Origin of the sequence: Nocardia sp. NPDC087230 (assembly GCF_044744725.1) — a bacterium.
GTDB classification, from domain to species: Bacteria; Actinomycetota; Actinomycetes; order Mycobacteriales; family Mycobacteriaceae; genus Nocardia; species Nocardia canadensis.
The window spans coordinates 652,818-675,967 of the sequence record NZ_JBIUYV010000003.1; the positions used below are offsets into that span (position 1 = coordinate 652,818).

Here is a 23,150-nt window from a genome sequence, read left to right on the forward strand (position 1 = left end):
AGTAAGAAAACTGGTCGGTCTAAGACTTCCGGCAATTGCCTGGCCACCACGCCGCCGGGGCGGCGCGGTGGCGTCAAGACCGGTTGGCGCGCCTGAGCATTCAGCCCACCGGGGCCGGTTCGCCCGGCATGCCCTCCAGAGTGAGGCCGCCCTCGATGGTGTTGGGGACGCGGCGGCGGTTGGGGGAGCCCAGCGCCGTGGTCAGGTCGCCGCCGTCGTGTTCGGCCAGCAGCTCGCCGCTGTCCCAGACCAGCAGCGTGGCGCTGACGGTGTTCTCGGCGGTCGAGTGCGCCAGGTCGTAGTGCGCGCAGCCGGGGACGTGGCCGTAGGTGATCCACAGGTCGTAGCCGGTCATGAACAGATCGAGGTCGAATTGCACACTCAGGCCGAGCAATTCGCTACGGCCGTTGTCGTCGACGCCCGCGAACGCCTCGTCCAGCGCCAGCAGACGGGGAGCCTGCGGATCGGCGGAGTCGAGCATCACGTGCGCGGCCGCGAACAGCGGCAGGTGCAGCGAGACCGACTGCTCGCCACCGGAGAGCGCGCTGTGCCGGGCCACGGTCAGCTTGTCCTCGCTGCCGTCGCCGTTGATCAGGGTGAACGAGAACACCCGCCAGGTGCGGTAATCGAGGGTGGCGCCGAGGATCTCGGGGTAGGACCGCTCCGGGTGGGCGGTGCGGGCCGCGCGGATCTCCGCGGCGAAATGGGCGCGCACGGCGCCCAGATCCTCCGGGCTCAGCGCCGCGGTGTCCCGGTCGAGCAGTTTGCACATGGCGCGGGCGGCCTCGGACAGGCCGTCGGCCAGGATCCAGTGCACGCCGATGGTGTTGCCCGACGACATCCGGCGCTGCTTCATCTCCGCGCCCATGCGGGTGATGAGTTCGCGGGCGTCGCTGGTGCGTTCGTGGATCTGCTGGGCCAGGCCGGTCAGCAGCGCGTCCTCCAGGATGCGGCGCTCGGCGTCGGTGAGCAGCAGTTCCTGATCGCGGCGCGCGGCGTCGATCCGAGCCGCGAAATCGGCGAGCGCGGCCTGTCCGTTCTCGTCGTGCACGGCGACCACGGTCAGGCCGTCGGCGGCATCCCAGTGCAGTCGATAGTCGCGGCCCGACGCGGTGAGCGCGGCATCGAACTCCTGCAGCGCGCTGGTCACCGCCGACCGGGTGGACTTGCGCCCGGCTTCGGTGGCTCGCACCTGGGTGGTGGCGGTGTCGAGGTCGGCGAACAGGGCGGCCACCTCCTCGGGCAGCACGACCGGGTCGGTCTCCGGTCCGGCGGCGACGATCCGGTACTGCAACTGCTCCGGGGTCGACCACGCGGCATCGGTGCTCGGCCAGCGGTGCTCGACCGAGGCACCGAGCAGACTGAGCAGGTCAGGCCGGGCGTAGGGCGCCAGCGACCGCACCTCCGCCAGCACCTCGGTGAGCGCGGTGGCCAGTGCCTCGTTGGCGGTGCGGTAGGCGGCCTCGGCGTCGCCGACCGCCTCGATCGCGGCATTGGCGGCCTTGCGCGCGGCTCGCTGCTCGGCCTTGGCCGCCTCGATCGCGGCGCGGGCGGCCTCGAGGTCGCGGTCGATGTCGGCGGCGCCGGCGCCCAGCGCTTCCCGCAGGGTCTCGAGCTTGCGCTGCTGTTCGGTGAACCCGAGCCGGGCGGCTTCGGCTTCCTCGGCGAAGGCCTCGGCCAGCGCTCGCGCCTCGTCGTGCCGGTCGGCGCCCTCGCGTTCGCGTTCACGTTCGCGCTCGTGTTCGGCGCGCAGCCGCAGCAGCCCGGTGCCGGTGTTCTCGAAGTGCCGGATCGCGGCGGCGAGCGCGTCGAGTTCGCGGGCCTCGGTCGGCGTGCGATGCGCCTGCGCGGTGGCTCGCAGCTTCTTGTCCATCGCGGTGGCCTCGCCGACCGCCTGGTCCAGATCGCGTTCGGTCTGGGTGACGGCCTCCGACCGCGACCGCATGAGACCGGCCGTCTCCGCGACCGCGCGCAGCGCGGCGGTGATCGCGGACGGGCGGGGCAGGGACTTCGTCGCGGCGCTGAGGGTCGCCAATTCGGCGGTGGCCGTGGCCTCGTCGGCCTTCGCCGCCTCGGCTTCGGCGGCAGCGGCCTCGATCGCCGCGTCGAGTTCGGCCTGGCGCAGTTCCCGGCGGCGGGCGCGCGCGGTCGCGCCGAGGAACTCGGCGTCGGGCTTGGTGTGGCGTCCCACGTGCAGGCCGTGCCGGAAGATTCCGGCAGTGCCGACGACGACGGGATCGCCCGCGCCCGCCGGGAGGCGGAGCACTCCAGCGGCAGTCGTTCCGGCCACCCTCGGTTCGGTGCCCGCCACGTCGGCGGCGGGTGCTTCGTCGAGTGCGATCGAGGCCAGCACCTCGGCGACGATGCTCGTCGGGATCGCCAGATCGTCGGAGCCGTCCTCGACGACAAGGACGTCGGCGAGGGTGCGACCGGCCGGGCGATCGGCGGCGGGCAGCGGGAGCAGATAGCGGACCCCGTCGACATCGGGGACGCGGGCCGGGTCACAGATCCAGGCGTCGAGGAGCCCGGTCGCCTGGAGAGCGGCCTCGATACCCGCGGCTTCGGCCGGGGCCACCGCGTCCGCGAACCGGACCGAGCGCCAGAAGGGCACGCCGGGAAGGTCTGTCGGCTCGCGGGCGTCGGTCGGGTGCGGCGGCGGCGCGTCGTCGCGTTCGGCGGCCACCTTGTCGCGCTCGGCGACCAGCGCTTCCCGGCGTGCGGCCGCGGCCGCCGCCCGCGCCTTGGCTTCCTGCCGTCGGGTGCGGATCTGGTCCTGCAAGGGCTCGCAATACTCGGCCAGCACCTCGTGCACGGACGGGGCGTCCTCCGTGCCCGCCGCGGCGAGGGCCGAGGTCAAGGCATCGAAAAGCCCAGGGCGCTCCGCATCGGCGCTGCGCGGAATGCCGCCGGAACCGAGGTCGGTGTCGTGACCGGTCAGCAGCGTGCCCGCGGCGATCGGCGCCAGCACCGCCGCGTTGGTCTGCCACCAGGTGCGCAGGGCGGCAGCCGATTCGGTCCTGGCCAGCGTGACGGCGGCTTCGGCGTGGGCCACCTCGGCGGCCGCGGCGTCGCGCAGTTCCACGGCGCGTTCGGCCAGGCGCTGGGCGCGGGTGCGATCGGCGGCCAGGGCTTCCCAGCGGCTCAACGCCTTGCGCACCGCGCGGACGTCGGCGTCGCGTTCCTCGGCGTGGCCGCGCACGGCGGCGGTGATCTGATCACCGCGGCCGTCGGCACCTGGCGTGGTCCACTCGATGCCGGCCTCCTCGGCCGCGGCACGCAGGGCGTCCTCGCCGCGGTCCAGCGCGGCGGCGGCGGTGCGCACGGCCTCGGCGGCGCGCTCGGCTTCCTCGGCGCGGCGCTGCAGGGTCTGGCCGGCCTCGGCGGCCTTGTCGCGGTGCACGGCGGCAGAGGTCTCGAGCCTGCGGACAGCGTCGGCGAGGTCGTCGAGCTGCTGTTTGCCCTCGTAGGCGCTCGAGCGCTGCAGGTTCTCGCGGTCGGCGATGGCCTGTTCGTAGGCGCGGTCGGCCTCCTCGGCCCTGGCCTCGGCGGCGGTGCGGTCGGCCTCGCGCCGGGTGCGCAGGGCAGTGGCCGCGAACAGGGCGGTCGAGGCGTTGGTGACCGCGTCGAGGCGGGCACGCACCTGGTCGACATCGGTCTTGGCCTGCACGGCGAGGTATTTGCGGTACACGTCGACGAAGCGGCGCGTTGCGGTGTCGGCTTGGACGAGCCCGTCCAGGGTGCGCCCGACCTCCTCCATATCGCTGAAGGACCGGGCCGCGTCCAGGATCAGCTGCTCGTCGAGCGGGCGCAGGCCGTCGGTGAGTGCCTGCGACAGGCCGCGGGGGTCGAGGTTCTTGGCCAGCTGCGGTCGGCGCAGCGTGAGGATCAGATTGATCAGCTGGTCGTAGCGCTGCACTCCGAGCCCGAACATGCGGGCGTCGATGGCGGCCCGGTACTCCACCGGCCGGTCGACGATGGCGTCACTGCCGATCTGCTCGGCGAGCTGCTTGCGGGTCAGCGGCCGGTCGTCGGGGCCGATCAAGGAGAAGTCGACGCCCGCGCGCCCGTCGGCGACGAAATACCAGCGGGTGACTTTGTCCGAGGACCGGGTGGCGCGCATGCCGATGCCGACCGTGACGACCTCCGGGTCCTCCCAGCTGCCGCGCGCGAACTCCATCCAGACATACGAGTAGGCCGATTCCTGCTTGCGATAGAGCAGATTCGACTTCATGGTGCGCTCTTCGCCGGCGAACGGATTGAGCCTGCGCGGCTCGATCCGTCCGTCGAGCACGAACGGGAACAGCACCTCCAGGGCCTTGGTCTTGCCCGATCCGTTCGGACCGCGCAGCACGAGCCTGCCGTCGGCGAAACAGAACTCCTGGTCGCGGTAGTCCCAGAGGTTGACGATGCCCGCGCGGGTCGGGACGAAACGCACTCCGCCGTGAATGAGCGACATCTGCTCAGTTCCCTCCCGTTCCGGTGCTGCTGCCGTCGGTGTCGGCGGCGGTGACGAACAATTCCTCGGCCTGGCGGACCCGCACGGTGACCACCGCGCCCCGATACCTGGCCAGCGCGGGCAGGATCAGCAGCCCGCCCTCGACCGGCCGGACCAGCCGAAGCTTGGTGAGCAGCGCGACGACCTCGGCGGTGAGCCCGCCGACATCGGCCTGCCACTGCGCGGCGAAGGTGGCGCCGTAGCGGTCGGTCAGCGCGGTGACCGTGCCGCGCACCCAGGCGTCGTCGAGGAACGGATAGGTGAGCGGCTCGGTGTCGGCGAGTTCGTCGTCGACGGAATCCGCGGGCGGGTCCGGTGTTTCGGGATCCTCGGCGAGCGGGGCGAACACGCCCGCCGCGGGGATGGCCGCGTCGAGCTGGTCGAGCAGCGCGTCCTCGGTGGTCGGCGCGGGATGGCGCGCGACCGGGTCGTCGATGTCGAGGACGACGTCGGCGATCTCGCCGATGAGCAGCAGCGCCACCTGCGCGAGCGTGCCGGTGCCGGGGAAGCGGGTGTCGGAGAGCCTGCCCGAGGTGTCGATGAGCGCGACCCCTTCGGCGCGCCGCTCGGCGCGCAGGCCGGTGCAGTACTCGACCTCGTCGACCACGCGGTCCTGGCCGAGCAGGGCGCGCTCGGCGGGGGAGAGGTCTCCGAGGTATACGACCGGACGTTCCACCAGCGCGCGGCGCACCCGGCGGGCCTGTTCGGCGGGCGCGTGCTCGGTGTCCTCGGCCAGCAGACCCCGCACGCTGTGCAGATGCTGCAGCGCGCGCGGCGGCCGGAACAGCGCGAACACCACCGGCCGGTCGATGTCGTAGAGGGCCTCGCCCGCCTCCGGGTCGCTGGCCCAGCCGCCCGCGTCACCGTCGGCCAGGGTGAGCGCGCCCCTGGCGCCGAGCCAGCCGACCGCGTCGACGAACGCGTCCCGATCGGCGGCCCGCTCGGTGGACAGCTCGAGGCCGTCGATCCGGCTCGCGTAATCGGCCACGTGTTCGGCCAATTCCGACAGCGTGATCTGGTCGCCCGCGCGGCCGAGCGCGGCCAGGGCCAAGGAGAGATAGGCGTAGCGGCGGCGGTCGAAGACGCGGTCGTTGACGCTGCGCGCGGGCAGGGTGTCGTCGAGCCGGTCGTGCACCGGATACAGCCGAGCCGTGGTCTCGGTGACCTCGAGGCGGTAGCCGAACAGTTCGGCGAGGTCCTCGCGCAGTTCGGTGGCCCAGCGCCGGATCAGCGGCAGCGCGATCCGGTCGGGATAGACCCGGGTGACCAGGTGGTTGGCGAGCATGACGCGGGCGGCGCGCTGGTAGCTGTCCAGGGCGAGGGCGTCGATGCGGCGGTGCGGTCTCATCGTGGCGTCCCCCGTCGCGTGGTCGCGGTGACCTCGAGGCGGCGGTTGTTCAGGTGCAGCAGGCCCGCCGCGGTGCGGATGACGGTCGACCCGTCGCACGGCCGCACCGTCAGTGTCACGCCGTTGTCGGAACCCGTTGTGCCGTCGACCTTTCCGCTGACCGGCACCCACGCCGTCGACGCGGCGTCGAGCAGGCGCAGCAGCACCTCGGTCTCGCGCTGGTCCAGGACCCGTTCGTGCACGGCGCCGGTGGCCAGGGAGGCCGCGGCCGCGGCCCGCTCGCGCTGGGCCGCCAGCTGGGCCTCGCGCAACCTGCGGATGCCCGCGTCGTTGCGCGCGATCCGGGCCGGCGCGCCCGCGGTCGGCGCGCGACCGGTCTCGGCGAGGGTCCGTGAGATCTCCAACGGCGGTGCCTCCCACCAGGACCGGCCCGCCGGGATCACCTCGGCGTCGGGATGCTCGAGCGCTAGGTGCCGCGGCCTGCCCAGGCCGAACACCGCGTCGTAGAGCGCGTGCGCGCTGCCCGTGGTGGGGGTGTCGACGAACCAGGCGGCCAGATGCCGCAGCGCCGATTCCCGGCTGACCCCGCCGCGGCGGGTCTCGGTGACCCGGCGCAGCAGCGACAGCACCGCGGCGATCGCGCTCATCGTCGCCTCGCGCAGCCGGTCGGCCTCACACGACTCGTTCGCCTCGCCGCCGCCCGCCGCCACGAACCAGGTGCGCAGGCCGTCCCAGCGCGAGCGCCAGTCGGCCTCGCGTTCGGCCGGGCTCAGCAGCACCCGCTCGTCGCAGCTCGCCGCGCGGCCGATCAGCTGCTCGACGCCGGTGGCTTCCACCTCGCCGATCGCGGCCGCCAGCCGGGGGGCGAACCGGGCCAGGTCCATGCTGAACTCGCGCATGTGCGCCAGCAGCGCGTCCTTGTGCGCGAGAAAGGATTCCGGGGTGATCTCGGTCGTGCGCACCAGATCGCCCAGCGACAGGTAGAAGTGCGCCGCGCGCGCGGCCATGTCGGTGAGCGCGGCATCGAGCCTGCGCAGCGTGGTGTAGACCCGCTCGGCGTCGCCGTCGCGATTGGCCGCGGCCAGGGTACGCAGGTCGGTGAGCAGTTCGGGCAGCACCAGGCGTGACAGCGACGCGTCGTCCATCCGGGCCGTCAGCACGCCGGCCACCGCCCGGTACGCCTGGAAACCCGCCTGCGCGAACTGGTAGACGTAGTGCCGGTTGCGGTACTCGGCCAGAGTGGCCGCGCGGGTGCCGTCGTAGCTGCGTTCCAGCACGCCCCAGCGGTGCAGCTGCTCGAGCAGCGGGCCGATCTCGACCGCGGGCAGCGGCACGCCCGCGGGCCCGGCCTGCCCGCCGGTCTCGGCTCTGGCGATCCACTCGGCGACGTCGTCGGCGTGCAGCAGCACCACGTAGGCGGCGCGGGCACTGTCGAAGGCGCGCAGCACCCGCAGGTAGTCGGCGCGCTTCTCCGCGGTCGCGAACGAGAACAACCGCAGCCGCTCGTCCCACAGGGCGGGTACGGCGCTGGGCAGGCCGTCGGCGAGGTCGGTCACCGTAGACAGATTAGTGGTGGCCGCCGCGCGCCCCGGGGGACCCGCCCCGGATCGGCGTGCCCCCGCCGTCTGGTAAGCCCCGCTCACCCGACGTTGAGCGAGCGCAGCTGCTCGAGGAACGACTGGGTGCGCGGATCTCCCGGATAGCGTTCGATGATCTCCCTGGCCGCCTCGCCGGCGATCCAGGCCAGCGACGGCAGCGAGCGGCGACCCGCCGTGAACGCCGCGACGCCCTCCTCGACCGCGCGCTCGAGATCGCGGTCGCGCACGGCGACCACGGCCAGCGTCAGCCGGGCCTCCGAGACCCGCATCGGGTTGCGGACCGAACCGTCGGGCCTGGTCGAATCGCTGATCACCTGCTGGGCGTAGCGCTCGGCCAGCCGGTCCTGGCCCGCGACCCGGCAGCAGTCCATCGCGTAGAAGTCGAACTTGGTCGCGTCGACGACGAAGTGGTTGTGCAGATCGGCCGGATGACCCATCCGCGACAGGATCGCCCTGCCCTCGTCGAGCGCGGTCTGCACCGCCCGGCGATCACCGAGGCGGGCCCAGCCCTTGGCCCGTTGGGCGGCCAGCTGCACCCCGACACCCATCGAGGCGGTGCCCGGCATGGCCTTCTCCGAGACGTCGATCGCGCCCCGGAAATTGCCCTGGGTGAGCGCGAACCAGGCCGACATCTCGGCGGCCCACGCCGAGATCTCGACGTTGCCCGCCTCGCGGCCCAGCGAATCCGCGGCCCGCCGGGTGGCCTCGGCGCCGGCCCGGTGTCCGAGGTCGTAATCGACGCAACCGACCAGCAACGCCACCCAGCCCGCCAGCACGAGGATCTCCCGATGCTGGCTCAGGGTGAGCCTGCCGTCGAGCAGCGAGGTGATCCGGCGCAGCCACGCGGTGCCCTCGGCGTGCAGCTCGTGCGGGTCGGCGTAGGCGTACTCGCAGCACAGCCGTTCGGCGGTGATCCGCACCGCGTCCAGGGTGGCGCTGTTGACGTCGGACATCCGGAGTCTGCCGATGAACTCGAGCGTGTCCATACCGGTCGCCGATAACAGCTCGTCATCGCGGTTGGGCCGGGACTTGGGGAAGAACGCGGCGGGGACGGTGTCGAACGCGGCCGCGATGATCGGCGCGTAGAACTCGTCGGGGCGCGATTCCCCGGACTCCCAGCGCCGCCAGTTGCGCAGCAGGGTACTGTCCGTCGGCAGGTTGTGGGAGGACTTGGCACGCATCGCGCGGACGGCATCGGCTTGCGACCATCCCCTCGCGTCACGTTCCGAACGCATCCGAACAGCCCAGACGGGTCGATCATCAGTTGCGGTCACGGCGGTAGTATCCCACCAGTTAACGTTCGGCGTCCCGAATAGGGCATGTAGATGTCATCGGCTTGACATCTGCTGCGCGGGGCCGCGAATACGCATGCTGTAAGTAGGTGCTCGTCGCCGACCCCGGCGGACACCCGCTTTGCAGGAGAGCTTGCAGGGCAACGCAGTACCCCCGCGCGGCGCACGGCGTGGCGCGGGGGGATCCGACAACAGAACAGCGATCCCAATCCAACGGAGGTTCGGGTGGAAGCGTTGATCTATGGATACTTGCGGGACGACCTGGCCGAAGGCCGGAGCGACCAATTGGAGGATGCGCTACGCAGCCTCGCGCGCACCGCGGGGATGTGCTTCGCCGCGACGTTCCATGAATCGACCGCGGGTGACGGTGCGGCGTTCGCCGAACTCACTCAGGAATTGAAGCGGGCCGACGCCCACCACGTGGTGGTGCCGTCACTCGATCACCTTGCCGGCCAGACGATCCCGCGTGACCTGCTGATCGCGAAGCTGGCGCACGAGGCGGCCGCCCAGGTACTGACCCTGGAGCGCTAGCCGTGGCCAGTTCCGCCGGCACAGAACCACCATCCTGGTAGCGGCCGCACCGGCCGCGAGCGAGGCGAACAATGCGAGCAGTCGATGGTCGCCGAACGCCGGGTACACCTGCCAGTGCAGCAGGTACGCGAACAACGAGCTGTCGGCCACCGCCACCGCCACCACGGCGAGGACGGCGGGCACGCGCAGCGCGGGCAGCCAGACCAGCAGCAGGATGCCCGCCATCACCAGGCGTTCCCGATCGGTGACGCCGAAATACCCCGGCACACTTGCCAGCAGCACGGCGCTGACGATCAGCCGCTGCCAGACTGCCGTCGCCTTCGCTCCGGCCCAGCCGAGAACGAAGTACCAACAGGCCAGCGGTGACAACGGGATATCGCGCTCGGGATAGAGCCCGAACGCATGCCAGCGCACCACCAGGGCGAGCCCGAGCAGAGCCAGGGCGAACCAGAACGGCCCCCGCCGCTCCCAGCGGTCCAGCCACGGGATCCGCAGCAGCAGCGCGGCGACGACCGTGCAGTAGACCAGCACCTCCAGGAACCACAGATGCCCCGCCGTGTCGTTGCGCGGGCCGAGGATCTTGTTGAGCAGCACCACATTCTGCCAGCTGTAATAGCCGGGCTGCCACACCATCGTGATCAACACCCACAGCGCCGTCGGCACCGCGATCATCGCCACCGACCGCGCGGTCTGCCGGAGACGCTGGGCCGGGGGAGCCGCACTCACCGCGAACCGCGCGAAGTTGTATCCGGCCACCGCCAGCAGCACGTGCGCCGCACCCCAGATCTCGAACAGCTGGATGTGCGAGCCGAGCACGAGCACGATGCCGATGGCGCGCAGCGCCGTCGCGGTGTCCAGGGCTCGCCCGACACCGCCCCGGCCGCGCGGTGCTCGCTCCAACCGGTCGATCGAGAGCTGCGGCCAGTCGGCGGGTAGCCTGCCGATGACCCGTTCCAGCCGGGCCGCGGTGGTGACGTAACTGAGCGAATCACCGCCCAGCTCCACGAAGCTGTGTGCACGCGAGATCTTCTCGACCGGCAGGGCCAGCGCGTCGGCGTAGATGGCGCGCACATCGGCGCCGGTCTCGGGCTCGGCGGGCGCCTGCGCGCGGATCGCCGGGTAGTCGATCTTGCCGGTGGCCAGCCGGGGCAGCTCGTCGACGATCGTCACGGTCACCGCCGCCGCGGGCAGTCCCGACGCCCGCGCGATCAGCACGGCGGGATCACCCCGGCCCGTCCCGGTCACCGCGGCGATCAGCCGGGCGCCGTCGTCGGTGCAGGCCGCGCCGAAACCGGCGGCGGCGAGCTCGGATTCGATCCGGCCCAGATCGATGCGCAGCCCGAACAGCTTCGCGAAGCGGCTGCGCCTGCCGATCACCTGGTACAGGCCGTCGGCGGTGCGCCGGGCGAGGTCACCGGTGCGCAGCGCCGCGACGGTGCGGCCCAGCGCGAGATCGGCGGGGCGGGTCGCGTAGCCGAGCATCACGTTGGCACCGTGGTACACCAGTTCCTCGGCGGCGCCGTCGTCGACCGGTTCGAGCGTGAAATGTCCACCGGGTACGGGTATCCCGATGCAGTCCGGGTGCTCGGTCGCGAGTTCCGGTGGCAGATACGCCATCCGGGCCGTCGCCTCGGTCTGGCCGTACATCACGAAGAATCGCCAGCCCGCCGCCGCGCCGAGCCGCGCGTAGGCCCGCACCCGCGCGGGCTCGAGCCGGCCACCCGCCTGCGTCACGTACCGCAGATCGGGCAGTGACATCTCGGCGAAGCCGACCCGGTCCAGCAGGTCCACGGTGTAGGGGACCGCGGCGAACGACGTCGCCCGGTGCGCGCGGAACTCGTCCCAGAACTCGGGATCGCTCACCGACCGGTCGGTGAGCAGCAGGCTCGCCCCGCGCAGCAGATGGCTGTGCACCACCGACAGGCCGTAGCAGTAGAACAGTGGCAGCGTGGTCGCCGCGCGATCGTGCGGCCCGATCTCGAGATAGCGGGCGATCGAGTCGGCGTTGGCGAGCAGGTTCGCGGCCGAGAGCCGGACCAGCTTCGGCGAGCCGGTCGAGCCGGACGTGCTCAACAGCAGGGCGAGCTCCGGGTGCAGCTCGTGCGCCGGGTCCGCGCGCTCGGCGACGATCCGCCCGCCCTCGACGACGACGTCGGGATCGTAGGTTGCGGCGAGTTCACCGGAGAGCTCGCCGGTCAGCAGCACCACGCAGCCCGCGTCGAGCGCGCCCAGGTAGGCGACGAGGGAGTCGATGTCGTTGGCCGCGGTCAGCGCGACGAGTCGGCGCGCCGGGCCCAGCCGTGCCGAGAACTCCGCGACGCGGTCGGCGAGCTGGGCATAGGTGACGCGGCACAGGGTGTCGGCGGGCACGGTCGGGTGCCGGTGCAGCACCGCGATCCGGTCGTCGAATCCCCGGAGATGAGCGACGATCGGGTGGTTCGGCACGCGAAAAAGTCTAGGGGGCGTGCCGTCGATATCCGGGAGGTGGTCGCGTGGCGAATTCCCGGTGAACGCGGGTCAGAGCCCGAAACTGCCCGGACCGCGCCTGCGCAGGTACTTCTCGAACTCCGCGGCGATGGCGTCACCGTCGATCTTGGCCATCGTCTCGTTGAGGTCGAGCGCCGCGTCGCCACGCTCCTCGAGCGAGCGCACGTACTCGTTGATCTCCTCGTCGCCGACGGTCATCTCGTTGACCGCGGCCTCCCACTCCTCGGCCTGTGTGGGTAGCTCACCGAGCGGAACCTCGATGTCGAGGACGTCCTCGACCCGGTGCAGCAGCGCGATGGTGGCCTTCGGGTTCGGCGGCTGCGACACGTAGTGCGGCACCGCCGCCCAGAACGACACCGCAGGCACCCCGGCCTTGACACACATGTCCTGCAGCACCCCGGTGATCCCGGTCGGGCCCTCGTAGCGGGTCTGCTCCAGGGCGAACCGCTCGGCGGCCTCGGGGCTGTAGGCCGAGCCGGTCACCGGCACCGGACGTGTGTGCGGCGTGTCGGCGAGCAACGCGCCGAGGATGACGACTGTCTCCACACCGAGCTGCTCGATGAACTCGAGCAGGTCGTTGCAGAAGCTGCGCCAGCGCATGTTGGGTTCGATCCCGCGCAGCAGGACGACATCGCGATCGCTCCCGGGGGGCGAGCACACCGACAACATGGTCGAGGGCCACTGGATCTCCCTGGTCACCCCGTCCACCTGGCGCACCGTCGGGCGGTTCACCTGGTAGTCGTAGTAGTCCTCGGAATCGAGTTCGGCGAGCGGCTCGGCGTCCCAGATCAACTCCAGATGTTCGACCGCGCCACTGGCGGCGTCACCGGCGTCGTTCCAGCCCTCGAAGGCCGCGACCAGCACGGGATTGCGCAACGTCGGCAGTTCCGTCTCGGGGGTTTCACTGGCATCCACCCGGTCAGCCTAGTGTCTTCGGCGAATTGTTTTGCGGTGACCGGCGCTGTTGCGTGTTTCCCGTGCGGGCTGTGTCCGGCGCCACTCGAATCACCCGCAGTGGTCTTATGCGTCGGGGCCGCCCATTAGTCTTGAATCATGTCTGCGTCCTTGCCCACCGGGTTCGATACCACGCTCCTCGATACGCTCCGACGGCGTGTCGTCATCGGCGACGGTGCGATGGGCACGATGTTGCAGGCCGCGGATCTGTCGCTCGACGATTTCCGTGGCCTCGAAGGATGCAACGAGATCCTCAACGACACCCGCCCCGACGTGCTGCGCGCGATCCACCGCGCGTACTTCGAAGCCGGCGCGGATGCGGTGGAGACCAACACCTTCGGCTGCAACCTGCCCAACCTGGCCGACTACGACATCGCCGACCGGATCCGCGATCTGTCCGAGCGCGGCACCCGGCTGGCCCGTGAGGTCGCCGACGAGATGGGACCGTCCGCCGACGGCACCCCGCGCTATGTGCTGGGCTCGATGGGACCGGGCACCAAGCTGCCGACGCTGGGGCACGCGCCGTTCGTCTCGCTGCGCGACGCCTACACCGAGGCCGCCCTGGGCATGCTCGACGGTGGCGCCGACGCCATCCTCATCGAGACCTGCCAGGACCTGCTGCAGGTCAAGGCCGCGATCACCGGCAGCAGGCGGGCCATGACGGCCGCGGGCCGCCGGATCCCGATCATCACCCACGTCACCGTGGAGACCACCGGCACCATGCTGGTCGGCAGCGAGATCGGCGCCGCGCTGACCGCGCTCGAACCGCTCGGCATCGACATGATCGGCCTGAACTGCGCGACCGGCCCCGACGAGATGAGCGAGCACCTGCGCCACCTGTCGCGGCACGCGCAGATTCCCGTCTCGGTGATGCCGAACGCGGGTCTGCCGGTGCTCGGCGCGAACGGCGCGGAGTACCCGCTGACCCCGGAGGAGCTGGCGGTCGCGATGAGCGGCTTCGTCTCCGAGTTCGGGCTCTCGCTGGTGGGTGGCTGCTGTGGCACCACCCCCGAGCACATCCGCCAGGTCGCCGAGGCGGTGCGCGCGGTCGAGACCACGCTGCCGCCGATCGAGGCGCGCCGCACGCCCGCCCACGAGCCTGCCGTGTCGAGCATGTACACCGCGGTCCCGTTCGAGCAGGACGCCTCGATCCTGATGATCGGTGAGCGCACGAATGCCAACGGCTCCAAGGCCTTCCGGGACGCGATGCTGGCCGAGGACTGGCAGCGCTGCCTCGAGATCGCCAAGGACCAGACCCGCGACGGCGCGCACATGCTCGACCTGTGCGTCGACTACGTCGGCCGCGACGGCACCAAGGACATGAACGAGCTCGCTTCGCGCCTGGCCACGTCCTCGACCCTGCCGATCATGCTCGACTCCACCGAGCCGCCGGTGCTGCAGGCCGGTCTCGAGCACCTGGGTGGCCGCTGCGCGGTGAACTCGGTGAACTACGAGGACGGCGCCGGCCCGGATTCGCGCTTCCAGCAGATCATGCGGCTGGTCTCCGAGCACGGTGCCGCCGTGGTCGCGCTGACCATCGACGAGGAGGGCCAGGCCCGCACCGCCGAGACCAAGGTGGCGATCGCCGAGCGGTTGATCTCCGACATCACGACCAACTGGGGTCTGCTGGAGTCCGACATCATCGTCGACACCCTGACCTTCACCCTCGGCACCGGCCAGGAGGAGTCGCGCAAGGACGGCCTCGAGACCATCGAGGCGATCCGCGAGCTCAAGCGCAGGCACCCCCAGGTGCAGACCACCCTCGGCCTGTCCAATATCTCCTTCGGCCTGAACCCGGCCGCCCGGCAGGTGCTGAACTCGGTGTTCATGCACGAATGTGTCGAAGCCGGACTGGATTCGGCGATCGTGCACGCCTCCAAGATCCTGCCGATGAGCCGGATCCCGGACGAGCAGCGCCAGACCGCCCTCGACCTGATCTACGACCGCCGCGGCGAGGACTACGACCCGCTGCAGAAGCTGATGGCACTGTTCGAGGGCGTCTCGACCGCGTCGTCGAAGGCCTCCCGGGCCGAGGAACTGGCCGCGTTGCCGCTGTTCGACCGGCTCGAGCGGCGCATCGTCGACGGCGAGCGCAACGGTCTCGACGTCGACCTCGACGAGGCGATGCAGACCGTGCCGCCGCTGCAGATCATCAACGAGACCCTGCTCTCGGGCATGAAGACGGTCGGCGAGCTGTTCGGCTCCGGCCAGATGCAGCTGCCGTTCGTGCTCCAGTCGGCCGAGGTGATGAAGACCGCGGTGGCGCACCTGGAACCGCACATGGAGGCCACCGACGACTCCGGCAAGGGCCGGATCGTGCTCGCCACCGTGAAGGGCGACGTGCACGACATCGGCAAGAACCTGGTCGACATCATCCTGTCCAACAACGGCTACGAGGTGGTCAACCTCGGCATCAAGCAGCCGATCGCCACCATCCTCGACGCCGCGCAGGACAAGAAGGCCGACGTGATCGGCATGTCCGGGCTGCTGGTGAAGTCGACCGTGGTGATGAAGGAGAACCTCGAGGAACTCAACGCCAAGGGTGTCGCCGAACAGTTCCCGGTGCTGCTCGGCGGCGCCGCGCTGACTCGCGCCTACGTGGAGAACGACCTCACCGCCGTCTACGAGGGCGACGTGCACTACGCCCGCGACGCGTTCGAGGGCCTGCGCCTGATGGACGAGATCATGACCGTCAAGCGCGGTGGTGGCCTCGATCCCGACAGCCCCGAGGCGATCGCCGCCAAGGAGAAGGCCGCCGAGCGCAAGGCCCGCCACGAGCGGTCCAAGCGGATCGCCGCCGAGCGCAAGGCCGCCGAGGTGCCGATCGAGGTGCCCGAGCGCTCCGACGTGGCCGCCGATCTGCCCGTGCCGACCCCGCCGTTCTGGGGCACCCGCGTGGTGAAGGGGCTGCCGCTGCAGGAGTATTCGGGCCTGCTCGACGAGCGGGCGCTGTTCCTGGGGCAGTGGGGTCTGCGCGGTCAGCGCAGCGGTGACGGTCCGTCCTACGAGGAGCTGGTGGAGAGCGAGGGCCGCCCGCGGCTGCGGGCCTGGCTCGACCGCCTCGCGACCGAGGGTGTGCTGCAGCACGCCGCGGTGGTCTACGGCTACTTCCCGGCGGTGTCGGAGGGCGACGACGTCATCGTGCTCACCGAGCCCGACGCCGACGCGCCCGAGCGGTACCGGTTCACCTTCCCGCGCCAGCAGCGCGACCGGTTCCTGTGCATCGCCGACTTCATCCGCTCGCGGGAGCGGGCGCGCGAGACCGGCCAGGTCGACGTGCTGCCGTTCCAGCTGGTCACCATGGGCCAGCCGATCGCCGACTTCGCCAACGCGCTGTTCGCGGCCGACAACTACCGCGACTACCTCGAGGTGCACGGAATCGGCGTGCAGCTCACCGAGGCGCTGGCCGAGTACTGGCATCGCCGGGTGCGCGAGGAACTGACGCTGGAGGGCCAGTCGGTCGCCGACGACGATCCCGCCGACATCCAGGACTACTTCAAGCTCGGCTACCGCGGTGCGCGGTACTCCTTCGGCTACGGCGCCTGCCCGGAGCTCGAGGACCGGGCCAAGCTGGTCGATCTGCTCGACGCGGGCCGGGTCGGGGTGACGCTGTCGGAGGAACTGCAGCTGCACCCGGAACAGTCGACCGACGCGTTCGTGCTGCTGCATCCGGAGGCGAAATACTTCAACGCCTGAGACACTGGCAGGCGACGGCAGATCGGACCGGTCCCCGCGGGGCCGGTCCGATGCTGTTGTGCCGGTTGTGAGTCTGATCACGAAGCGGCCGGGAGTCCATGGACCGGGGCCCGCGAGGACGAGGGCAAAGCAGTTCAGCACGTAGGATTTTCGGAAGTTTCATCCCGCTGTGGCGCGGAGGGCTGGACGACTCGGCGGTATTGCAGGAGGGGCACACGTTATGACATCGGATCGGTTGATCGCGGGGCGTTATCGACTCACCGACCCGATCGGCACCGGCGCGATGGGAGTCGTGTGGCGCGCCACCGATGTCCGGCTGCGTCGCACCGTCGCGGTGAAGCAACTGCTGCTCGCGCCGGGGCTCACCGGTTCGCAAGCGCTGGAAGCGAAGCTGCGCGCCATGCGCGAGGGTCGCATCGCCGCCCGCCTGCACCATCCGAACGCCATCACCGTCTTCGACGTCGCCGAGGAAGACGGCCAGCCGTGGCTGGTCATGGAGTACATGAACGCGCCCAGCCTCGCGGCGAAGCTGGCGGGCGGGGCGACGCTGCCGCCGCTCGAGGTGGCCGGGATCGGCGCCCAGGCCGCCGCCGCGCTGTCGGCGGCGCACGACGCCGGGATCATGCACCGCGATGTGAAGCCGGCCAACCTGCTCGTCGGCGACGACGGCACCGTCAAGCTCACCGACTTCGGGATCTCGCACGCCACCGGCGATGTCACCGTCACCGCCACGGGTTTCCTGGCGGGCACGCCCGCCTACCTGGCGCCCGAGATCGCCCGCGGCGACGACCCGAAACCCGCCGCCGACGTCTTCGCGCTGGGCTCGACCCTCTACGCCGCCGTCGAGGGCGCCCCGCCGTTCGGCGAGGGTGACAACCCGCTGGCGGTACTGCACGCCGTCGCCAGGGGAGTGGTGCCGGAACCGAAGCAGGCGGGTGCGCTCGAACCGGTGCTGATGTGGTTGCTGACCGCCTCGGCCGAGCAGCGCCCGACCATGGCCCAGGCGCGCAAGGCGCTCGAAGACGTGGCGGCGGGCCGGGTTCCGGCCCTGCCCGCCACGGCGACGAAGGTGCTCCCGCTGAGTGAGGCGGCCACGACGCTGTTGCCGCAGCCGAGCGCGCCCACCGGCGGCGCGGCGGCGAAGTCCGGCGCGGCGGCGCTGCTGGGCGGTGGCCTGGCGCTGGCCAAGGCGGCCAGGTCCGCGATCACCGGCGGATCGTCCGCCGCGGGAACGGCCGGCGCACCGGGCGTTTCGGTGTCCGGGCCGAGCGCCGACCGCGCCGCGACGGCGGCCGGGACCGACGCGCGACAGCACGATGGGCAGGACGCCGTGCCCGGCAGCGACGAGCGTGCGGGGTCCCCGGCCGGCCCGCCGCCGGCCGGCCCGCGGCCGCCCGCCCGCACCGGTGGGTCGAACAACAGCCGGGCCATCCTGCTGCTCGCGGCCGTCGTGGCCGCGTTCACGGTGATGCTGATCGTGCTGGTCGTCACGCGCGAGCGGGGCACGGACCCCACGCAGCAGGCGCTGGATCCGGTCACCGTCACCACGGTGGTCGATGGCAAGGTCAGCACCGTGGTGATCGTGCCGGAGCAGGAGACGGTCACCGTCTCCGCGCCGCCGAGCTCCACGCCGACCGGGCCGACGACCCCGGGCGCGAGCTCGTCGGCGCCCGCGACGAGCACCTCGGGCAAGCCGACCGCCACCCCCAGCCCGACCAGCACCACGATCACCACCACCCCGTTCGGCCCGCCCAGCCCGGACCGCATCAGCCAGTTCATCGCCGGGTACTACGGCATGCTGCCCGGCAACATCGGCGGTGCCTGGGCGCAGCTGGCGCCCGGCTATCAGGCCCAGACCGGTGGCTACGGGCAGTACTCCTCGTTCTGGTCGACGGTGCGGTCGGTGACTGTCGGCTCGATCACCCCGAGCGGGGAGAACCGGGCGGTCGTCTCGCTCACCTACCAGCTCACCAACGGCACGGTGACCTCGGAGAACCGCTGGATCCAGGTCAGCGGGACCGGCGCGAACCTGCAGATCGCCGGGTCCGGGGTCTGACACCCACCGGCTACCCTGAACGCGGCCCGGCGTCCGCCGGGCCGACCCGGCGTGGAAGAGAACGAGGCGAGTAACAGGTGAGGGCGCGACCGGCCGCGGTGCTGTGGGACATGGACGGCACGCTGCTCGACTCGGAGAAGCTGTGGGACATCGCGGTACGCGAACTGGCCCGCGAACACGGCAGTGAGCTCACCGACGAGATTCGCCACGCGCTGATCGGCGCCTCCGGGCCGAACGCGCTGCGCATGCTGTTCGAGGGGATCGGGGTCGAGGCGACGCCGCGGGTGATCACCGAGGCGGGGGATTTCCTCGAACGCCGGGTCACCGAGCTGATGCTGGGTCCGATCCCGTGGCGACCCGGGGCCAAGGACGCGCTCGCCATGGTGCGCGCGGCGGGTCTGCGCTGCGCGCTGGTCACCAACACCAAGCGCTCGCTCACCGAATACGGGCTCGACACGCTGGGCCGCGACTTCTTCGACATCTCGGTCTGCGGTGACGAAGTGCCGCACGGCAAACCCGATCCGGCCATCTACCGCAAGGCCGCCGACCTGCTCGAACTCCACCCGGCCGACTGTGTGGCGATCGAGGATTCGCCCACCGGCGCACTCGCGGCACAGGGCGCCGGCTGCGGCCTGATCGTGATTCCGTGCGAAATCGCGGTTCCCGAGGCGCCGGGGCGGGTATTCCGGGAGTCACTGGTGGGTTTGTCGGCCAACGATCTGGGGGCCGCGCTCGTGGTGCGCGACGAACATTTCGGCAGCGCAGCGAGATAGGGCGAATAGCCTACCGTGATAATTCCGCTATCGACAGGGAATGTACGAAAACTGTTGCCGCACAGTTGATTTCATGACGCTGTGATCTGCCCGGGATAGGCCGGATTTGCCGAAACCCTGGGCGTGTCGGCGAAAGTTCCCGCAAACTGAACTCATGACAGGGACGCGGGGGCTTGACGAAATCGTCGACATCGCACGGTATCCGCTCACCGATCTCGGTGGCCCGGGCCGGCGCGCCGCGGTCGAGGCCGCCCGCGCGGAACTGGCCGAGGACGGCTGCACGGTTCTGCGCGAATTCATTCGCCCGGAGCTGTGGGAGACGCTGCGGGTCGAGGGGGAGCAGATCGCCCCGCACGCCCATTACCAGGTGGAGCGGGTCAACGCCTACAACATCCCGCTCGACGCCGATCTGCCCGCCGACCACCCGGCCCGGATCGTGCTCGATCGCGGCAACGCCTTCGTCGCCCGCGACCGCATCCCCGTCGACGCGCTGATCCAGCGCCTCTACACCGACCCCGTCTTCCAGCGGTTCGTGGCCGACTGTTTCGAACTCGACGAACTGCACGAATTCGCCGACCCGCTGGCCGGTCTGTGCCTGAACGTGGTCGAGCCGGGCATGTCGCACCCGTGGCATTTCGACACCAACGAGTTCACCGTCAGCATGCTGACGCGGCGCCCCGACGCCGGCGGTGTCTTCGAATACTGCCCCAACATCCGCGACCCGCACGCCGAGCATCTCGACGACGTGCGTGCCGTGCTCACCGGCGAGGGCGAGCGGTTCATCCGCGCCCTGGAACTGCGTCCCGGCGACCTGCAGCTGTTCAAAGGCCGCTTCTCGCTGCACCGGGTCACCGAGGTGGCCGGTGCGGGACAACGACATTCGGCGATCTTCGCCTACACGGACCGGCCCGGGGTGATCGGCACTGTCGAACGCACCAGGCAGTTGTTCGGCCGTGTCCTGCCCGACCATGTGGCCGCCGCGGCCGACGCCGTCCGAGGTGACCGACTGCTCGACTGAGAGGAACCGCCCATGTCCGTTCCGTTGCACACCACCGGCAAAGCATCCTTCGACGACATCTACGAAAGTCCCGATCCGCGTGCCTACTTCGCGCGGATGAACGAGCTGGACTACCGGATCCCGGAGCTGGCCAAGCCGCACTTCCAGGAGCAGTTGCGCCAGTTGCGGGCGGCACGTCCGGACCGGATCCCCACGGTGCTCGACCTGGGCTGCTCCTACGGGGTGAACGCGGCGCTGCTGCGGACCGGTACCACGGTCGAGGAACTGGCCGGGCACTATCGCGACCACGCCGAGACCGACAAGGTCGGGCTGATCGCGGCGGATCGGGAGCGGTTACGCGCCGACCTGATGCCCGACGTACGCTTCGTCGGGATGGACGCCGCACGCCCGGCGCTGACCTACGCCCATGCCGCCGGATTCCTGCACGACTACGTGCACGCCGACCTCGAGGCCACCGAGCCGACCGAGGCCCAGCGTCGTGTGCTCGCCTCCGCCGATCTGGTGATCTCCACCGGGTGCGTCGGCTACATCACCGAGAAAACCCTCTCCAGGGTCGCCCAGGCGGATCCCCGCAAGCGACCGTGGATGGCGCATTTCGTGTTGCGGATGTTCGATTTCGGCCCGATCGCCGCCGAACTCGCCGCGCTCGGCTATCGCAGCGAGCAGCGTCCCGGTATGTTCCAGCAGCGGCGCTTCGCTTCGGCCCAGGAACGTGCACAGGTGCTGGAAGCGTTGGCGGCCAAGGGAATCGACACCACCGACCACGAAGCCGAAGGCTGGCTCTACGCCAACCTGTTCGTGTCCCGCCCGCATCCCATCGAGACCTGAGGATCTGGATTGAACCAACCGACGTTCGCCGCCGAAGACAGCCTGCCCCGGGTTCCGCTGCCGACACTGGACGACAGCTGCGCACGGTTCCTGCAGTGGTGTCAGCCGTTGCTCGGCGCCGAGGAACTCGCCGCCACCGAGGCCGCAGTAGCCGAGCTGCTGCGGCCCGGTGGGGCAGGCCGGACCCTGCACGCCGCGCTCGCCGAGTACGACGCCACTCCGGGGGTCGGCAGCTGGCTCGACGAGTTCTGGCCCTCGCGGTACCTGGGCCGCCGCGACCGGATCGCGTTGAACGCCAACTTCGTCTTCCTGTTCCGCGACGACACCCCGCTGGCCGCCTCCACCGTGGCGGGCCAGGCCGAGCGGGCCGCCGCGATCATCGGCGCCGCCGTGGACTACAAGCTGGCGCTGGACGCCGAGCGGATCCCGCCGGTCACCCAGCGCGGGCAGCAGCTGTCGATGTGGCAGAACAAGTACCTGTTCTCCGAGACCCGCATCCCGGGCGAGGTGCAGGACACCGTGCGCAAGCCCTACAGCCCGGAATGGCCGGGTCCCTCGGACGCGCGCCACATCGTGGTCTTCTACCGCGGCAACATCTTCCGGATGGACGTGATCGGCCCCGACGGCGTGCCGTACGCGTTCTCCGATGTCGTCGACGGGCTGCGCGCGGTCATCAAGGGCGGCACCAAGCCCGCGGCCACCGATACCTCGGTTGGACACCTGACCACCAAGGCGCGGGCGGAGTGGGCGCGCAGCCGGACCACCCTGCGCGCCGAGGCGGCCAACGTCGCGGCCTTCGACGAGATCGAGACGGCGCTGTTCGCGGTCTGCCTGGAGGACTTCGCCCCGCGCGACGAACTGCACGCCTGCGATCAGCTGCTGCACGGTGACAGCGCCAACCGGTACTTCGACAAGTCGGTGTCGTTCATCGTCTTCGCCGATGGCCAAGCCGGCATCAACATCGAGCACTGCGGCCTCGACGGCACCACCGTGCTCTCGTTCGTGGACGCGCTGCTCGAGCGGACCGCCCAGGACCACGCCGCCACCAGCGGTGCCAGGGCCCAGGGGCTGCCGCAGGTCGAGCCGGTCGAATTCGTCCTCGACTCGGCCGCCCGCGCCGACATCGCCGCGGCGGGCGCGGACTTCGCCCGCTTCGCCGCCGACACCGCGACTGCCCTGGTCTCCTTCGACGACTTCGGCACCGGCGCGGCGAAGAAGCTCGGCATCTCGCCCGACGCGTTCGCCCAGCTGGCCTACCAGCTCGCCCACCGGCGCAGCAAGGGCCTGACCGGCGCCACCTACGAGTCCATCGCGACCAGGCAGTTCCGCAACGGTCGCACCGAGGCCATGCGCGTGGTGACCCCGGAGATGGTGGCCTTCGTCGACGCGATGGTCGACGACACCGTCGCCCGCGAGGACAAGCTGGCCGCGGCCCGCACGGCGGCCGCCGCGCACGTCGGCCGGGCCAAGGAGTGCCAGGCGGGTCAGGCGCCCGAGCAGCACCTGTGGGAACTGCAGTGGATCCAGCGCCGCCGCGGCGCGGAACTGGGCGTCGCCGACGAGCAGATCGCGCTGTTCGACAGCCCCGGCTGGACGATCATGCGCGACGACTACCTGAGCACCAGCTCGGCGCCGTCGGTGCACATCCGCTACTTCGGTTTCGGCTCCACCAGCCCCACCTGCATCGGTATCGCCTACGTGCTGTTGCCGGATCGCTGGAACATCTACCTGGCCACCCCCAAGTCGGTGGCCGACCAGATGTACGCCTTCGCCGACCACCTGCGCACCGCGGTCGCCGACCTGCGCGTGCTGCTGGCTGGGTAGTCGACAGCGCGGGCGCCGCGGGTTCGCGGTGTTCGTTGGAGCGCTGGCGCGCTCGAGTTCGCGGCCCCTTGTGTCCCGCCGGTCAGGCACGTTGCTTGCTCCTTCGTCGCCTACGCAACGGCGCCTGACCGGCGGGACGGCCGCGAACCGGCCACTGCGTGGCCGCTGCTCCTCGGGGTCGCGGGTACGGGGCTGGGGATGCGGGCACGGGCGCTTCCCACGCGCGTGGGTGCAGTGTGGGAAATGTGGT

Annotated in this window: 13 protein-coding genes; 7 read left to right on the forward strand and 6 right to left on the reverse strand. The window is 71.0% G+C overall.

Annotated features, from left to right (window positions below; all coding sequences use genetic code 11):
• Nucleotides 1–100: 100 nt before the first annotated feature.
• From ACIO52_RS15155 to ACIO52_RS15170, 4 genes are all read right to left on the reverse strand, one after another.
• A complete protein-coding gene (locus tag ACIO52_RS15155; protein WP_402644311.1) occupies nucleotides 101–4,456 on the reverse strand; it encodes a TIGR02680 family protein in 4,356 nt (1,451 codons plus the stop codon).
• A 4-nt stretch (nucleotides 4,457–4,460) separates the two neighbouring features.
• Nucleotides 4,461–5,843, reverse strand: a complete 1,383-nt coding sequence (locus ACIO52_RS15160) for a TIGR02678 family protein (RefSeq protein WP_402644314.1) — start codon at nucleotides 5,841–5,843, stop codon at nucleotides 4,461–4,463.
• Nucleotides 5,840–7,399 carry a TIGR02677 family protein gene (locus ACIO52_RS15165; RefSeq protein ID WP_394358710.1) on the reverse strand — a complete coding sequence of 520 codons (1,560 nt, stop codon included), beginning with the start codon at nucleotides 7,397–7,399 and terminating at the stop codon, nucleotides 5,840–5,842. Before ACIO52_RS15165 ends, ACIO52_RS15160 begins: the two co-directional genes overlap by 4 nt.
• Nucleotides 7,400–7,482: 83 nt before the next feature.
• The gene (locus ACIO52_RS15170) at nucleotides 7,483–8,622 is read right to left on the reverse strand and encodes an XRE family transcriptional regulator (RefSeq protein ID WP_316575184.1); all 1,140 of its coding nucleotides are present in this window, start codon (nucleotides 8,620–8,622) and stop codon (nucleotides 7,483–7,485) included.
• A 336-nt stretch (nucleotides 8,623–8,958) separates the two neighbouring features.
• Here ACIO52_RS15170 and ACIO52_RS15175 point away from each other — a divergent pair, with 336 nt between their 5' ends.
• A complete protein-coding gene (locus ACIO52_RS15175; RefSeq protein WP_218719699.1) occupies nucleotides 8,959–9,264 on the forward strand; it encodes a hypothetical protein in 306 nt (101 codons plus the stop codon).
• Here ACIO52_RS15175 and ACIO52_RS15180 read toward each other — a convergent pair.
• Complete coding sequence (locus tag ACIO52_RS15180) at nucleotides 9,166–11,709, reverse strand: AMP-binding protein (protein WP_402644319.1); 2,544 nt, start codon at nucleotides 11,707–11,709, stop codon at nucleotides 9,166–9,168. The two genes, ACIO52_RS15175 and ACIO52_RS15180, sit on opposite strands and share 99 nt — an antisense overlap.
• 72 nt (nucleotides 11,710–11,781) lie before the next feature.
• Nucleotides 11,782–12,666, reverse strand: coding sequence for a PAC2 family protein (locus ACIO52_RS15185; RefSeq protein WP_218719697.1), 885 nt, complete (start codon nucleotides 12,664–12,666; stop codon nucleotides 11,782–11,784).
• 138 nt (nucleotides 12,667–12,804) lie between these two features.
• Here ACIO52_RS15185 and metH point away from each other — a divergent pair, with 138 nt between their 5' ends.
• The 6 genes from metH (at nucleotide 12,805) to ACIO52_RS15215 (ending at nucleotide 22,900) form a co-directional block, all read left to right on the forward strand.
• The gene (metH, locus tag ACIO52_RS15190; protein ID WP_402644323.1) at nucleotides 12,805–16,401 is read left to right on the forward strand and encodes a methionine synthase; all 3,597 of its coding nucleotides are present in this window, start codon (nucleotides 12,805–12,807) and stop codon (nucleotides 16,399–16,401) included.
• A 220-nt stretch (nucleotides 16,402–16,621) separates the two neighbouring features.
• Nucleotides 16,622–18,457, forward strand: coding sequence for a serine/threonine-protein kinase (locus tag ACIO52_RS15195; RefSeq protein WP_402644325.1), 1,836 nt, complete (start codon nucleotides 16,622–16,624; stop codon nucleotides 18,455–18,457).
• 77 nt (nucleotides 18,458–18,534) lie between these two features.
• Nucleotides 18,535–19,230, forward strand: a complete 696-nt coding sequence (locus ACIO52_RS15200) for an HAD family phosphatase (protein WP_308248469.1) — start codon at nucleotides 18,535–18,537, stop codon at nucleotides 19,228–19,230.
• A 154-nt stretch (nucleotides 19,231–19,384) separates the two neighbouring features.
• A complete protein-coding gene (locus tag ACIO52_RS15205; protein ID WP_218718346.1) occupies nucleotides 19,385–20,248 on the forward strand; it encodes an arpA protein in 864 nt (287 codons plus the stop codon).
• A gap of 12 nt (nucleotides 20,249–20,260) precedes the next feature.
• Nucleotides 20,261–21,076, forward strand: a complete 816-nt coding sequence (locus ACIO52_RS15210; protein ID WP_218718345.1) for a class I SAM-dependent methyltransferase — start codon at nucleotides 20,261–20,263, stop codon at nucleotides 21,074–21,076.
• Between the two features lie 9 nt (nucleotides 21,077–21,085).
• Entirely contained in the window at nucleotides 21,086–22,900 is a 1,815-nt protein-coding gene (locus ACIO52_RS15215; protein ID WP_316575181.1) for a choline/carnitine O-acyltransferase, read from the forward strand.
• Nucleotides 22,901–23,150 lie beyond the last annotated feature (250 nt).